The sequence below is a fragment of the Saccharopolyspora erythraea NRRL 2338 genome, from assembly GCF_000062885.1.
Classification (GTDB): domain Bacteria; phylum Actinomycetota; class Actinomycetes; order Mycobacteriales; family Pseudonocardiaceae; genus Saccharopolyspora_D; species Saccharopolyspora_D erythraea.
In genome coordinates this window covers 773,987-787,722 of sequence record NC_009142.1, presented here as the reverse complement: position 1 = coordinate 787,722, position 13,736 = coordinate 773,987, and the positions used below count along the sequence as shown (strand labels likewise).

Sequence of the window (13,736 nt, the reverse complement as noted above, 5' to 3'; positions counted from 1 at the left end):
CCGGTGAATGGGATCAGTGATTCCCCGCGTCAATTGATCACCCTTCTGGGCGCTTCCGGCTTCGTCGGGAGCGCGGTTCTGCGCGAGCTGCGCGACCACCCGGTCCGGCTGCGCGCGGTGTCCCGCGGCGGAGCGCCCGCGGTTCCGCCCGGCGCCGCGGAGGTCGAGGACCTGCGCGCCGACCTGCTGGAACCGGGCCGGGCCGCCGCCGCGATCGAGGACGCCGACGTGATCGTGCACCTGGTGGCGCACGCAGCGGGCGGTTCCACCTGGCGCAGCGCCACCTCCGACCCGGAAGCCGAGCGGGTCAACGTCGGCCTGATGCACGACCTCGTCGGCGCGCTGCACGATCGCCGCAGGTCGACGCCGCCCGTGTTGCTCTACGCGAGCACCGCACAGGCCGCGAACCCGTCGGCGGCCAGCAGGTACGCGCAGCAGAAGACCGAGGCCGAGCGCATCCTGCGCAAAGCCACCGACGAGGGCCGGGTGCGCGGCGTGATCCTGCGGCTGCCCGCCGTCTACGGCCAGAGCGGCCCGTCCGGCCCCATGGGGCGGGGCGTGGTCGCAGCGATGATCCGGCGTGCCCTCGCCGGCGAGCCGCTCACCATGTGGCACGACGGCGGCGTGCGCCGCGACCTGCTGCACGTCGAGGACGTGGCCACCGCGTTCGCCGCCGCGCTGGAGCACCACGACGCGCTGGCCGGCGGCACGTGGGCGCTGGGCGCCGACCGATCCGAGCCGCTCGGCGACATCTTCCGGGCCGTCTCCGGCAGCGTCGCCCGGCAGACCGGCAGCCCCGCCGTCGACGTGGTCACCGTGCCCGCGCCCGAGCACGCCGAGGCCAACGACTTCCGCAGCGACGACATCGACTCCACCGAGTTCCGCAGCCGGACCGGCTGGCGCCCCCGGGTTTCCCTCACCGACGGCATCGACCGGACGGTGGCCGCCCTGACCCCCACCGAGGAGCACTAGTGCGGGTACTGCTGACGTCCTTCGCGCACCGCACGCACTTCCAGGGACTGGTCCCGCTGGCGTGGGCGCTGCGCACCGCGGGTCACGACGTGCGCGTGGCCGCCCAGCCCGCGCTCACCGACGCGGTCATCGGCGCCGGTCTCACCGCGGTACCCGTCGGCTCCGACCACCGGCTGTTCGACATCGTCCCGGAAGTCGCCGCTCAGGTGCACCGCTACTCCTTCTACCTGGACTTCTACCACCGCGAGCAGGAGCTGCACTCGTGGGAGTTCCTGCTCGGCATGCAGGAGGCCACCTCGCGGTGGGTATACCCGGTGGTCAACAACGACTCCTTCGTCGCCGAGCTGGTCGACTTCGCCCGGGACTGGCGTCCTGACCTGGTGCTCTGGGAGCCGTTCACCTTCGCCGGCGCCGTCGCGGCCCGGGCCTGCGGAGCCGCGCACGCCCGGCTGCTGTGGGGCAGCGACCTCACCGGCTACTTCCGCGGCCGGTTCCAGGCGCAACGCCTGCGACGGCCGCCGGAGGACCGGCCGGACCCGCTGGGCACGTGGCTGACCGAGGTCGCGGGGCGCTTCGGCGTCGAATTCGGCGAGGACCTCGCGGTCGGGCAGTGGTCGGTCGACCAGTTGCCGCCGAGTTTCCGGCTGGACACCGGAATGGAAACCGTTGTCGCGCGGACCCTGCCCTACAACGGCGCGTCGGTGGTTCCGGACTGGCTCAAGAAGGGCAGTGCGACTCGACGCATCTGCATTACCGGAGGGTTCTCCGGACTCGGGCTCGCCGCCGATGCCGATCAGTTCGCGCGGACGCTCGCGCAGCTCGCGCGATTCGATGGCGAAATCGTGGTTACGGGTTCCGGTCCGGATACCTCCGCGGTACCGGACAACATTCGTTTGGTGGATTTCGTTCCGATGGGCGTTCTGCTCCAGAACTGCGCGGCGATCATCCACCACGGCGGGGCCGGAACCTGGGCCACGGCACTGCACCACGGAATTCCGCAAATATCAGTTGCACATGAATGGGATTGCATGCTACGCGGCCAGCAGACCGCGGAACTGGGCGCGGGAATCTACCTCCGGCCGGACGAGGTCGATGCCGACTCATTGGCGAGCGCCCTCACCCAGGTGGTCGAGGACCCCACCTACACCGAGAACGCGGTGAAGCTTCGCGAGGAGGCGCTGTCCGACCCGACGCCGCAGGAGATCGTCCCGCGACTGGAGGAACTCACGCGCCGCCACGCCGGCTAGCGGTTTCCGACCGACAAGTCCGTCCGACAGCACACCTCCGGAGGGAGCAGGGATGTACGAGGGCGGGTTCGCCGAGCTTTACGACCGGTTCTACCGCGGCCGGGGCAAGGACTACGCGGCCGAGGCCGCGCAGGTCGCGCGGCTGGTCAGAGACCGCCTGCCCTCGGCTTCCTCGCTGCTCGACGTGGCCTGCGGGACCGGCACCCACCTGCGCCGGTTCGCCGACCTCTTCGACGACGTGACCGGGCTGGAGCTGTCGGCGGCGATGATCGAGGTCGCCCGGCCGCAGCTCGGCGGCATCCCGGTGCTGCAGGGCGACATGCGCGACTTCGCGCTGGATCGCGAGTTCGACGCCGTCACCTGCATGTTCAGCTCCATCGGGCACATGCGCGACGGCGCCGAGCTGGACCAGGCGCTGGCGTCCTTCGCCCGCCACCTCGCCCCCGGCGGCGTCGTGGTGGTCGAACCGTGGTGGTTCCCGGAGGACTTCCTCGACGGCTACGTGGCCGGTGACGTGGTGCGCGACGGCGACCTGACGATCTCGCGCGTCTCGCACTCCGTGCGCGCCGGCGGCGCGACCCGGATGGAGATCCACTGGGTCGTGGCCGACGCGGTGAACGGTCCGCGGCACCACGTGGAGCACTACGAGATCACGCTCTTCGAGCGGCAGCAGTACGAGAAGGCCTTCACCGCGGCCGGTTGCGCTGTGCAGTACCTGGAGGGCGGACCCTCCGGACGCGGGTTGTTCGTCGGTGTGCGCGGATGACCCGTGCGTTCGCGTTTTCCGTTCCTGGCACAGGTGATCCGCTCCACGGGCCCTTTCCCCGCCGTGACCGGACCCTTACAGTGAGTGCGGGTCTTGATCGACAACGCCCGGCGGCAGCAAGCGGAGCCGTCGACGACACCGCAGGGAGAGTCGATGGGTGATCGGACCGGCGACCGGACGATTCCGGAATCCTCGCAGACCGCAACGCGTTTCCTGCTCGGCGACGGCGGAATCCCCACCGCCACGGCGGAAACCCACGACTGGCTGACCCGCAACGGCGCCGAGCAGCGGCTCGAGGTGGCGCGCGTGCCGTTCAGCGCCATGGACCGCTGGTCGTTCCAGCCCGAGGACGGCAGGCTCGCCCACGAGTCCGGGCGCTTCTTCTCCATCGAGGGCCTGCACGTGCGGACGAACTTCGGCTGGCGGCGGGACTGGATCCAGCCCATCATCGTGCAGCCCGAGATCGGCTTCCTCGGCCTCATCGTCAAGGAGTTCGACGGTGTGCTGCACGTGCTGGCGCAGGCCAAGGCCGAGCCGGGCAACATCAACGCCGTCCAGCTCTCCCCGACCCTGCAGGCGACCCGCAGCAACTACACCGGCGTCCACCGCGGCTCGAAGGTCCGGTTCATCGAGTACTTCAACGGCACGCGCCCGAGCCGGATCCTCGTCGACGTGCTCCAGTCCGAGCAGGGCGCGTGGTTCCTGCGCAAGCGCAACCGGAACATGGTCGTCGAGGTGTTCGACGACCTGCCCGAGCACCCGAACTTCCGGTGGCTGACCGTCGCGCAGCTGCGGGCGATGCTGCACCACGACAACGTGGTGAACATGGACCTGCGCACCGTGCTGGCCTGCGTCCCGACCGCCGTGGAGCGGGACCGGGCCGACGACGTGCTCGCGCGCCTGCCCGAGGGCTCGTTCCAGGCCCGGCTGCTGCACTCGTTCATCGGCGCGGGCACCCCGGCCAACAACATGAACAGCCTGCTGAGCTGGATCTCCGACGTGCGCGCCAGGCGCGAGTTCGTGCAGCGCGGCCGCCCGCTGCCCGACATCGAGCGCAGCGGGTGGATCCGCCGCGACGACGGCATCGAGCACGAGGAGAAGAAGTACTTCGACGTCTTCGGCGTCACGGTGGCGACCAGCGACCGCGAGGTCAACTCGTGGATGCAGCCGCTGCTCTCGCCCGCCAACAACGGCCTGCTCGCCCTGCTGGTCAAGGACATCGGCGGCACGTTGCACGCGCTCGTGCAGCTGCGCACCGAGGCGGGCGGGATGGACGTCGCCGAGCTGGCGCCTACGGTGCACTGCCAGCCCGACAACTACGCCGACGCGCCCGAGGAGTTCCGACCGGCCTATGTGGACTACGTGTTGAACGTGCCGCGCTCGCAGGTCCGCTACGACGCATGGCACTCCGAGGAGGGCGGCCGGTTCTACCGCAACGAGAACCGGTACATGCTGATCGAGGTGCCCGCCGACTTCGACGCCAGTGCCGCTCCCGACCACCGGTGGATGACCTTCGACCAGATCACCTACCTGCTCGGGCACAGCCACTACGTCAACATCCAGCTGCGCAGCATCATCGCGTGCGCCTCGGCCGTCTACACCAGGACCGCCGGATGAAACGCGCGCTGACCGACCTGGCGATCTTCGGCGGCCCCGAGGCATTCCTGCACACCCTCTACGTGGGCAGGCCGACCGTCGGGGACCGGGAGCGGTTCTTCGCCCGCCTGGAGTGGGCGCTGAACAACAACTGGCTGACCAACGGCGGACCACTGGTGCGCGAGTTCGAGGGCCGGGTCGCCGACCTGGCGGGTGTCCGCCACTGCGTGGCCACCTGCAACGCGACGGTCGCGCTGCAACTGGTGCTGCGCGCGAGCGACGTGTCCGGCGAGGTCGTCATGCCTTCGATGACGTTCGCGGCCACCGCGCACGCGGCGAGCTGGCTGGGGCTGGAACCGGTGTTCTGCGACGTGGACCCCGAGACCGGCCTGCTCGACCCCGAGCACGTCGCGTCGCTGGTGACACCGCGGACGGGCGCGATCATCGGCGTGCACCTGTGGGGCAGGCCCGCTCCGGTCGAGGCGCTGGAGAAGATCGCCGCCGAGCACCAGGTCAAACTCTTCTTCGACGCCGCGCACGCGCTGGGCTGCACCGCCGGCGGGCGGCCGGTCGGCGCCTTCGGCAACGCCGAGGTGTTCAGCTTCCACGCCACGAAGGCGGTCACCTCGTTCGAGGGCGGCGCCATCGTCACCGACGACGGGCTGCTGGCCGACCGCATCCGCGCCATGCACAACTTCGGGATCGCACCGGACAAGCTGGTGACCGATGTCGGCACCAACGGCAAGATGAGCGAGTGCGCCGCGGCGATGGGCCTCACCTCGCTCGACGCCTTCGCCGAGACCAGGGTGCACAACCGCCTCAACCACGCGCTCTACTCCGACGAGCTCCGCGACGTGCGCGGCATATCCGTGCACGCGTTCGATCCTGGCGAGCAGAACAACTACCAGTACGTGATCATCTCGGTGGACTCCGCGGCCACCGGCATCGACCGCGACCAGTTGCAGGCGATCCTGCGAGCGGAGAAGGTTGTGGCACAACCCTACTTCTCCCCCGGGTGCCACCAGATGCAGCCGTACCGGACCGAGCCGCCGCTGCGGCTGGAGAACACCGAACAGCTCTCCGACCGGGTGCTCGCGCTGCCCACCGGCCCCGCGGTGTCCAGCGAGGACATCCGGCGGGTGTGCGACATCATCCGGCTCGCCGCCACCAGCGGCGAGCTGATCAACGCGCAATGGGACCAGAGGACGCGCAACGGTTCGTGACGACCTGCGCCACAAGTGCCAGGAGGTTCGCTCCCCGATGAACACAACTCGTACGGCAACCGCCCAGGAAGCGGGGGTCGCCGACGCGGCGCGCCCGGACGTCGACCGGCGGGCGGTCGTGCGGGCGCTGAGCTCGGAGGTCTCCCGCGTCACCGGCGCCGGTGACGGTGACGCCGACGTGCAGGCCGCCCGGCTCGCCGACCTCGCCGCGCACTACGGGGCGCACCCGTTCACGCCGCTGGAGCAGACGCGTGCGCGGCTCGGCCTGGACCGCGCGGAGTTCGCCCACCTGCTCGACCTGTTCGGCCGCATCCCGGACCTGGGCACCGCGGTGGAGCACGGTCCGGCGGGCAAGTACTGGTCCAACACGATCAAGCCGCTGGACGCCGCAGGCGCACTGGACGCGGCGGTCTACCGCAAGCCTGCCTTCCCCTACAGCGTCGGCCTGTACCCCGGGCCGACGTGCATGTTCCGCTGCCACTTCTGCGTGCGGGTGACCGGTGCCCGCTACGAGGCCGCATCGGTCCCGGCGGGCAACGAGACGCTGGCCGCGATCATCGACGAGGTGCCCACGGACAACCCGAAGGCGATGTACATGTCGGGCGGGCTCGAGCCGCTGACCAACCCCGGTCTCGGCGAGCTGGTGTCGCACGCCGCCGGGCGCGGTTTCGACCTCACCGTCTACACCAACGCCTTCGCCCTCACCGAGCAGACGCTGAACCGCCAGCCCGGCCTGTGGGAGCTGGGCGCGATCCGCACGTCCCTCTACGGGCTGAACAACGACGAGTACGAGACGACCACCGGCAAGCGCGGCGCTTTCGAACGCGTCAAGAAGAACCTGCAGGGCTTCCTGCGGATGCGCGCCGAGCGGGACGCGCCGATCCGGCTCGGCTTCAACCACATCATCCTGCCGGGACGGGCCGACCGGCTCACCGACCTCGTCGACTTCATCGCCGAGCTCAACGAGTCCAGCCCGCAACGGCCGCTGGACTTCGTGACGGTGCGCGAGGACTACAGCGGCCGCGACGACGGCCGGCTGTCGGACTCCGAGCGCAACGAGCTGCGCGAGGGCCTGGTGCGGTTCGTCGACTACGCCGCCGAGCGGACCCCGGGCATGCACATCGACCTGGGCTACGCCCTGGAGAGCCTGCGGCGGGGTGTGGACGCCGAGCTGCTGCGCATCCGGCCGGAGACGATGCGTCCCACCGCGCACCCCCAGGTCGCGGTGCAGATCGACCTGCTCGGCGACGTCTACCTCTACCGCGAGGCGGGCTTCCCGGAGCTGGAGGGCGCCACCCGCTACATCGCGGGCCGGGTCACCCCGTCGACCAGCCTGCGCGAGGTGGTGGAGAACTTCGTGCTGGAGAACGAGGGCGTGCAGCCCCGCCCCGGCGACGAGTACTTCCTCGACGGCTTCGACCAGTCGGTGACCGCACGGCTCAACCAGCTCGAACGAGACATCGCCGACGGGTGGGAGGACCACCGCGGCTTCCTGCGCGGAAGGTGAACCGGAGTTGCGAGTACGTGAGCTGGCGGTGGCGGGCGGTTTCGAGTTCACCCCCGACCCGAAGCAGGACCGGCGGGGCCTGTTCGTGTCTCCGCTGCAGGACGAGGCGTTCGTGGGCGCGGTGGGCCATCGGTTCCCCGTCGCCCAGATGAACCACATCGTCTCCGCCCGGGGCGTGCTGCGCGGGCTGCACTTCACCACCACCCCGCCGGGGCAGTGCAAGTACGTCTACTGCGCGCGCGGCCGGGCGCTCGACGTCATCGTCGACATCCGGGTCGGCTCGCCGACGTTCGGGAAGTGGGACGCGGTGGAGATGGACACCGAGCACTTCCGGGCGGTCTACTTCCCCAGGGGCACCGCGCACGCCTTCCTCGCGCTTGAGGACGACACCCTGATGTCGTACCTGGTCAGCACGCCGTACGTGGCCGAGTACGAGCAGGCGATCGACCCGTTCGACCCCGCGCTGGGTCTGCCGTGGCCCGCGGACCTGGAGGTCGTGCTCTCCGACCGCGACACGGTGGCCGTGGACCTGGAGACCGCCAGGCGGCGAGGGATGCTGCCCGACTACGCCGACTGCCTCGGCGAGGAGCCCGCCAGCACCGGCAGGTGACGGGTCCCGAGCACGATCTGTTCGAAGTGGCGCAGGCGCTCGTCGTCGCGGTCGACGGTGAGCCGCCCGAACCGGGCGATGATCTCCTCCAGCGCCACGCGGTTCTCCAGCCGGGCCAGGGGCGCGCCGAGGCAGAAGTGCACGCCGTGGCCGAAGGAGAGCTGCGCGGCGCCGCCGGACTTGCGCGACGGGTCGAACCGGTCGGGGTCGTCGTGGGCGTCGGAGTCGCGGTTGGCCGAGAGCACCCAGGTGTTGACCATGACGTCGGCCGGGATGGGCACGCCCGCGACCTCGGTGGCCTTGGTCGTCGTGCGCTGCATCTGCGGGAACGGCGGCCGGTAGCGCAGGACCTCCTCGACGATCGCCGGGATCCGGCCGGGGTCCTCGGCGGCGGCGTCCCAGTGGGCCGGGTGCTCGTCGAGGGTGCGCACGATGTTGCCGAGCAGGACGGTCGTGGTGATGTGGCCGGCCAGCAGCAGCGCGGTGGAGAAGTTGGCCGCCTCCTCGTCGTCGAGCGCGCGCCCGTCGACCTCGGCCAGGACAAGGCGGGAGATCAGGTCGTCGCCGGGATCGGCGCGGCGCTCGGCGCAGCGGGCCTTCAGGTACGCGGTGAGCGGGTTGAGCACATCCGCGATCCGTTCGGCCAGCGCCGGGTCGGTCGGGTCGTCCATCTGGATGTCGACCAGGGCACCCGACCAGTCGCCGAACTGCTCGTGGTCCATCGGCGGCAGGCCCAGCAGCTCCGCGACGATCGTGACCGGCAGCGGGAACGCGAGCACGTCGACGAGGTCGAAGCTCTCGCCGGCATCGGCCAGCAGCGAGCGGGTGACGTCGCGGATGCGGGGTTCGAGGTCGGAGATGGTGCGCGGGGTGAAGGCGCTGCTGACGACCTTGCGCAGGGCGCGGTGCTCCGGCGGGTCGATCTCGTGGATCATGCCCGGCGTCGGGCTCGCGCCCTCGATGACGCGGGTCGGGTCGGAGGAGAACGTGGCGGTGTCGCGCAACACCGTCTGGACGTCGGCGTGGCGGAAGACGTGCCACACGCCGTACCGGTCCTGCCACACCGGCTGCTTCTCGCGCATCGTGCCCAGCCAGTCGAGGAGTGCGGTTTCGTCGGCCATGCCGGGAACTTCGTCGATGGTGGTCAACGTTCTCCTCGCGCAGCAGGTCGTTTCCACGTCGGCGAACACGCGTCGCGATCTTGAGCTTAGTCGCGCGCCGGACGGGGTGTCGAGACTTCCGCGGTGGCGGTGGGAACAGTGAGCACGGCGTCGAACGCGTCGCGCAGCGGCGTCCGCATCCACGTGCTCTGGGAGCGGATCCGGTCCAGGCCGGGAGCTTGCGCGCGCAGGTCGACGAGGCCCGTTCCGATGCGCGCCGCGACGGCCGCGGCCTCGATGCTTCCGTCCTCCGGTGCGGGCAGATCCACCTCCCGAACGGCGAAGCCGCTGTCGCTGCTGTCGTCGAGCTCTATCTCGGGGGCGCTGGTGCCGGTGTGCGTGGCGGCGAGGGCGACGTAGTCGCCGCCGAGGGCGCGGTGCAGGTACTGCCCCATGGGCAGCAGCGTCAGCTCCCCGTCGAAGACCACCGGTGTCTTCTGGATTTGACATCCTCCCTCGCCTGGAGGCGGGGGATTCCAACTCACCGGAGGGCGAGTTGAGGTTCACGGACACGTGAACGACCAGGGGTCGTTGTTGTCCCTCCGGCATGTCCTGCCGCGACGTTGATCGAGGCGTTCAGGTCAGCGTTGCAGGTGAAACCGCAGGACACGCAGACGAACTCAGCTTGGCTCTTGCGTGAGTTCTTCTCGATCCATCCGCAGTCGCTGCAACGCAGACTGGTGTAGGGCGCCGGGACGTCTTCGACCCGGCCTGGTGCTTTGTGTTCGGCGCGGGATCGCAGCATGCCCCAGCCCTGCGCAAGGATGCTGCGGTTCAGACCGGCCTTGACGCGGACGTTGCGGCCGGGCTCAGCCACGGTTCCGCGCGCGGTGCGGGTCATGTTGCGGATGTTGAGTTTTTCGAACCGGATGACATCGAATTCGCTGGCCAGCATGGTGCTGGTCTTCTCCGCCCAGTCTTTGCGCCGGTTCGCTTCCCGCGCTCTGAGCTGGGCGACCTTGGCGTACTCGGCTTGCTTGGCGGGGCTGTTCTTGGCTGCGCGGGCGGCACGGCGCTGGTGTTTACGAACCCGAGCGCGTTCCTTGGCGGTGAGCTGCGGGCAGTTCAGCACTCGACCGTCGGAGAGGTGCGCAGTGATCGTCACGCCCCGGTCGATACCCACGGTCTCACCGTTGCCAGGTGCCTCGATCGGCTCGGGGATCACGGCGAACGCAACGTGCCACTGACCGTTGTGGCAGGTCACCCGGAACGTTTTCGCGTCCGGCGGTTGGCGGCGGGAGAGCCGGAACCGTACCCATCCGCAGCCTGGGACTGTGACTTGTGCCCAGTTTTTGTTGAGTTTCCGCACCACCACCGAGCGGGACATCACCTGCTTGCCCTTGCCGTTGAGCAGCGGTGTTCCGTCGTCTCGGCAGGCTGGTACCCGGTCGGTTCCGATCACCCGGAAGCCTTCGTGCTTGTGCTTCTTTCGCCAAGTCGGCTCACCGAAACCAGGGGTGAACCGAGCTTGCTTGGCGTAGGCGAAGTCCTTGAGCGCTTGCTGCTGCACATCCACGTTCCCAGCGCGCAACCACTCGCTGGCAGCGCGGGCTTCAGTGAGCTGCTTGCATTGCTCGGCAAACCCGGGAGCGGACCTGCGGCCCTTCTGCCAGTGCGAATGCTGCTCCACGGCGAGGTTCCATACGTACCTCGCGTGCGCGCAGTGCAACAGCATCTGCTGCTCCTGCACTGCGGTGGGGTACATGCGGAACCTTGCCATGATCACAATCTGTCATGCTTGACCATGACAGATTTGGAAGGGTTGATCTCCGCGCCGCAAGCCGCCGCGTACTCAACGGCGACGTGATCCGGCTGGACGGGGCGCTGCGGCTGACCTGAACCGACCGAGCGGGCGGGCGGGCATCGCTGGGGCGGACGGAACGCGGTGCCCAACCCGCAGGGTCTTCCGCTGACGCGAGCACGCGGCGAGTCAGCGGCGGACCTTCACGTCCCGGATCTCCACGGGCAGCCTCGGTTCCCCGTCCTGCTCGCCGCCCTCGCCGGGGACGATGCCGCCCGCGACGATCGCGTCCAGCACCTCCATGCCCTCCACGACCCGGCCGAGCACGGTGTAGGCGGGCTTGATGTTGGCGTGCGAATGCACGACGAAGAACTGGCTGCCGTTGGTGTCCGGCCCCTGGTTGCCCATGGCGACCGTCCCGCGCGGGTAGGTCTCGGCGCCGGTGACCTCGTCGGCGAAGCGGTAGCCGGGGCCGCCCTTCTCCACCGAGAAGATGTCGCCGCACTGGAGCACGCCGAGCCGTTGCGAGTTCGTAAGCCGCAAGCAGCGGGAGGAGTCGTAGAAGTCCTGACGGGCCAGGTGCACCAGGTTGTGCACCGCGCACGGGGCGTTCGCGCGGTCGAGCTCGGCCACGACGTCACCGTGGTTGGTGCGGATGGTCACCTCGACCGGTTCTCCGGCGTCGGGATGAACTCGCACGTCACATGCCGGGGCGGGTCCTGCGGCTCCGCCTGCCGCGTCGGCTGCGAATGGGCGACGCCCACCGTCGTGGCGGTGAGCAGGGCGGCGAGCAGTCCGGCGAACCAGCGCAGTCTCATCGGGTCAACCCAGCCGCCCGGACGCCCGCGCCACACCGGCGAACGCATCAGGCCGTGCCCGCGGACGGCGCAAGCCGTCGCAGCACCGCGAAAGACTCGCGGCTGTCGGGCCAGTGGCGCTCGACGGCGTCGAACCCGACGCGGCGCAGCGTCGTGCTCATCGCGACCGCCACTATCACCGCGTCGTCGGCGAGACCGAGCGCGGGGGCGAAGTCCGGCTCCAGGTCGAAGGGCATGGCCAGGTAGGCCAGCAGCAGCCACAGCCGCAGCCGGACCAGCCGCGGCACGCCGCCGTCCCGCGCCAGCCCGGTCAGCAGGCCCGCGACGCCCGGTGCCAGGCGCGCGGCCTCGCGCAACAGCAGCCCTTCCGGGCGCACCAACAGCAGCGTGACGACCGGCGCCAGCCCCAGGACGAGCAGGCCGGCCCCGAAGCCGGCGAACACCTCCGCCACCTTTTCCGACCCTTTCGTCCCTGACGGATCGGCTGGACGCCGATCGCACGCCGCTGCTCCCGTGATGCGTCAGCCCGCGGGCGGGCCGGACCGGCCGGCCCGCCCGCGGCCCCCGATCAGAAGTCGAAGACGACTCCCAGCTGGGAACGCATCACGCAGTCGTTGGCGAAGGTCTTCGCGTACTCGATCGGCTTGCCGTTCCACAGCCCGGTGGCGGTGACGCCGACGGGACGCCAGATCAGCGGGCACAGCGCTTGCGGGTTCTGGGCGGGCATCTCCTCGATCATGCCGCCGGTGGCCGACATTACGGCGCACGCGTCCTCGGCGCGCGGGTGCGTACCGCCGCTGGGCTCGCAGGTGAGCACGGCGACGCTGAGCGGCGCGCCGAGCTGCTGGGCGGTGAGAGTCACCTTCGTGGGGCCGGTCTCGGCGTTCGCGCCGAGCGGGATCAGCGCCGCGACGGCGAACACGATGCTTGCGACGGCCAGGCGGCCGGTGAGCCGGATTGCAGCCCTCAACGTACTTCCTCCTCTTGTCAGGAAAACGGGCCCTCTTCAGGGGTGGGAACGAGGACCCGAACGACAGATCGCCGGGAAGTGCGCCGGTGTTGCGGCCGGGGCGGGGAATCACCGTAATGACTCGCAGCCATCCTGGTGTGCGCGCGTTCACATGAGATGTGCACAACTTCGTTTCAAACAAAGGAAAATCGACAAAGCTGGCAACTCAAGTCCACTTTAGACGATGTTTTAACCGTTAATATTCCGCCGAATTCGTCTCGCGGCGAGACAACTGCGCGTCACGCACCATCGCTTCGAACTCCTCGTAACCTGCGACGGCGCCCTGCGGTGCCCGCCCGCCGAGGGTCCCGCGCGCGGTGTTCACCGCGGTGTGCACGGCAGTCCGGTAAAGAAGTGAACCCGTGCTGATCCGGCGCACGCCGAGATCGGCGAGGTTCCCGGTGCCCGCCGGCGGGCACAGGACGTTCACGGGGAGCGCCACGGAGGCCACCAGCGTCCGGATGTCGTCGGGATCGGTGAGCCCGGGCACGAAGACACCGTCGGCTCCGGCGTCCTCGTAACGCCGGGCGCGCTCCAGCATCGCGGGCACGCCCGGCTCGCGCAGCCAGTGCGTGTCGATCCGGGCGTTGAGGAACAGCTCCGGGGCGTGGTGCTTCACCTCGCGCAGCATCGCGGCCTGCTCGGCGGGATCGGCCATGCCGCCGGGCCGCCCGTCCTCCAGGTTCATGCCCGCGACACCGGCCTCCGCCAGCTCGACCGCGACCGCCACCGGGTCGCCGAAGCCCGCTTCGGCGTCGACCGTGACCAGGCACGGCAGCCGGACCAGGCGCCGGGCGAGCGCGAGGGTCTCGGACTTCGCCGCGCCTTCGGCGTCGGGGAGCCCGTGGGCGGCGGCGACCCCCAGGCTCGTCGTCCCCACGGCGGGGAAGCCCGCGGCGGCCAGCGCGGCGGCGGAGGCGAGGTCCCAGGCGTTGGGCAGCAGCAGCGGGTCGCCGGCGCGGTGCAGCGCCCGGAAGCGTTCGGCGGCGGTGCTCATGCCCCGACCGTAGGCCCGCGTCGCTTCGGCGCACGCCGAAGCATCGCAAAAGCTGGAGCGGAAGCCGTTCGGCCTCCGCTCCAGCTCAGA

At 70.2% G+C, this 13,736-nt stretch carries 15 protein-coding genes; 7 read left to right on the top strand and 8 right to left on the bottom strand.

From position 1 onward, the window contains the following. Positions 1-33: 33 nt before the first annotated feature. From SACE_RS03530 to SACE_RS03500, 7 genes are all read left to right on the top strand, one after another. The gene (locus SACE_RS03530; protein WP_009950883.1) at positions 34-972 is read left to right on the top strand and encodes an NAD-dependent epimerase/dehydratase family protein; all 939 of its coding nucleotides are present in this window, start codon (positions 34-36) and stop codon (positions 970-972) included. Further along, positions 972-2,219 carry an activator-dependent family glycosyltransferase gene (locus SACE_RS03525; RefSeq protein WP_009950885.1) on the top strand — a complete coding sequence of 416 codons (1,248 nt, stop codon included), beginning with the start codon at positions 972-974 and terminating at the stop codon, positions 2,217-2,219. The genes SACE_RS03530 and SACE_RS03525 overlap by 1 nt, the downstream gene beginning before the upstream one ends. Before the next feature lie 52 nt (positions 2,220-2,271). After that, positions 2,272-2,985 carry a class I SAM-dependent methyltransferase gene (locus SACE_RS03520; protein ID WP_009950887.1) on the top strand — a complete coding sequence of 238 codons (714 nt, stop codon included), beginning with the start codon at positions 2,272-2,274 and terminating at the stop codon, positions 2,983-2,985. A gap of 153 nt (positions 2,986-3,138) precedes the next feature. Continuing rightward, positions 3,139-4,602 (top strand): NDP-hexose 2,3-dehydratase family protein, encoded by a 1,464-nt coding sequence (locus SACE_RS03515; protein WP_009950888.1) that lies wholly within the window; start codon positions 3,139-3,141, stop codon positions 4,600-4,602. Then, positions 4,599-5,804, top strand: coding sequence for a dTDP-4-dehydro-6-deoxyglucose aminotransferase (locus tag SACE_RS03510; protein ID WP_009950890.1), 1,206 nt, complete (start codon positions 4,599-4,601; stop codon positions 5,802-5,804). Before SACE_RS03515 ends, SACE_RS03510 begins: the two co-directional genes overlap by 4 nt. Before the next feature lie 37 nt (positions 5,805-5,841). Next, entirely contained in the window at positions 5,842-7,311 is a 1,470-nt protein-coding gene (gene desII / locus SACE_RS03505; protein ID WP_009950892.1) for a dTDP-4-amino-4,6-dideoxy-D-glucose ammonia-lyase, read from the top strand. A 7-nt stretch (positions 7,312-7,318) separates the two neighbouring features. After that, positions 7,319-7,921 (top strand): dTDP-4-dehydrorhamnose 3,5-epimerase family protein, encoded by a 603-nt coding sequence (locus SACE_RS03500; protein ID WP_011873134.1) that lies wholly within the window; start codon positions 7,319-7,321, stop codon positions 7,919-7,921. On the opposite strand, the gene SACE_RS03495 is transcribed toward SACE_RS03500, so the two are convergent. From SACE_RS03495 to SACE_RS03465, 8 genes are all read right to left on the bottom strand, one after another. Next, the gene (locus SACE_RS03495; protein WP_009950895.1) at positions 7,876-9,069 is read right to left on the bottom strand and encodes a cytochrome P450; all 1,194 of its coding nucleotides are present in this window, start codon (positions 9,067-9,069) and stop codon (positions 7,876-7,878) included. The two genes, SACE_RS03500 and SACE_RS03495, sit on opposite strands and share 46 nt — an antisense overlap. Positions 9,070-9,128: 59 nt before the next feature. Next, positions 9,129-9,509 (bottom strand): erythromycin esterase family protein, encoded by a 381-nt coding sequence (locus SACE_RS03490; protein ID WP_009950896.1) that lies wholly within the window; start codon positions 9,507-9,509, stop codon positions 9,129-9,131. A gap of 53 nt (positions 9,510-9,562) precedes the next feature. Beyond that, a complete protein-coding gene (locus SACE_RS03485) occupies positions 9,563-10,786 on the bottom strand; it encodes an RNA-guided endonuclease InsQ/TnpB family protein (protein WP_021341334.1) in 1,224 nt (407 codons plus the stop codon). A 225-nt stretch (positions 10,787-11,011) separates the two neighbouring features. Next, positions 11,012-11,485, bottom strand: a complete 474-nt coding sequence (locus tag SACE_RS03480) for a peptidylprolyl isomerase (RefSeq protein WP_009950537.1) — start codon at positions 11,483-11,485, stop codon at positions 11,012-11,014. Then, entirely contained in the window at positions 11,482-11,640 is a 159-nt protein-coding gene (locus tag SACE_RS39000; RefSeq protein ID WP_009950538.1) for a hypothetical protein, read from the bottom strand. Before SACE_RS39000 ends, SACE_RS03480 begins: the two co-directional genes overlap by 4 nt. A 47-nt stretch (positions 11,641-11,687) precedes the next feature. Next, a complete protein-coding gene (locus SACE_RS03475; protein WP_308196749.1) occupies positions 11,688-12,083 on the bottom strand; it encodes a YkvA family protein in 396 nt (131 codons plus the stop codon). Between the two features lie 125 nt (positions 12,084-12,208). Next, a complete protein-coding gene (locus tag SACE_RS03470; RefSeq protein WP_009950541.1) occupies positions 12,209-12,610 on the bottom strand; it encodes a subtilase-type protease inhibitor in 402 nt (133 codons plus the stop codon). A gap of 235 nt (positions 12,611-12,845) precedes the next feature. After that, on the bottom strand, positions 12,846-13,646 hold the full coding sequence (locus SACE_RS03465; protein WP_009950542.1) for an isocitrate lyase/PEP mutase family protein: 801 nt from the start codon (positions 13,644-13,646) through the stop codon (positions 12,846-12,848). Positions 13,647-13,736: the final 90 nt, after the last annotated feature.

What these genes read in the sequence shown, in the direction of transcription:
- SACE_RS03520 (WP_009950887.1), top strand. Translation starts at nt 2,272, where the DNA reads ATGTACGAGGGCGGGTTCGCCGAGCTTTACGACCGGTTCTACCGCGGC.
- SACE_RS03515 (WP_009950888.1), top strand. Translation starts at nt 3,139, where the DNA reads ATGGGTGATCGGACCGGCGACCGGACGATTCCGGAATCCTCGCAGACC.
- SACE_RS03510 (WP_009950890.1), top strand. Translation starts at nt 4,599, where the DNA reads ATGAAACGCGCGCTGACCGACCTGGCGATCTTCGGCGGCCCCGAGGCA.
- desII (WP_009950892.1), top strand. Translation starts at nt 5,842, where the DNA reads ATGAACACAACTCGTACGGCAACCGCCCAGGAAGCGGGGGTCGCCGAC.
- SACE_RS03485 (WP_021341334.1), bottom strand. Translation starts at nt 10,786, where the DNA reads ATGTACCCCACCGCAGTGCAGGAGCAGCAGATGCTGTTGCACTGCGCG.
- SACE_RS39000 (WP_009950538.1), bottom strand. Translation starts at nt 11,640, where the DNA reads ATGAGACTGCGCTGGTTCGCCGGACTGCTCGCCGCCCTGCTCACCGCC.
- SACE_RS03465 (WP_009950542.1), bottom strand. Translation starts at nt 13,646, where the DNA reads ATGAGCACCGCCGCCGAACGCTTCCGGGCGCTGCACCGCGCCGGCGAC.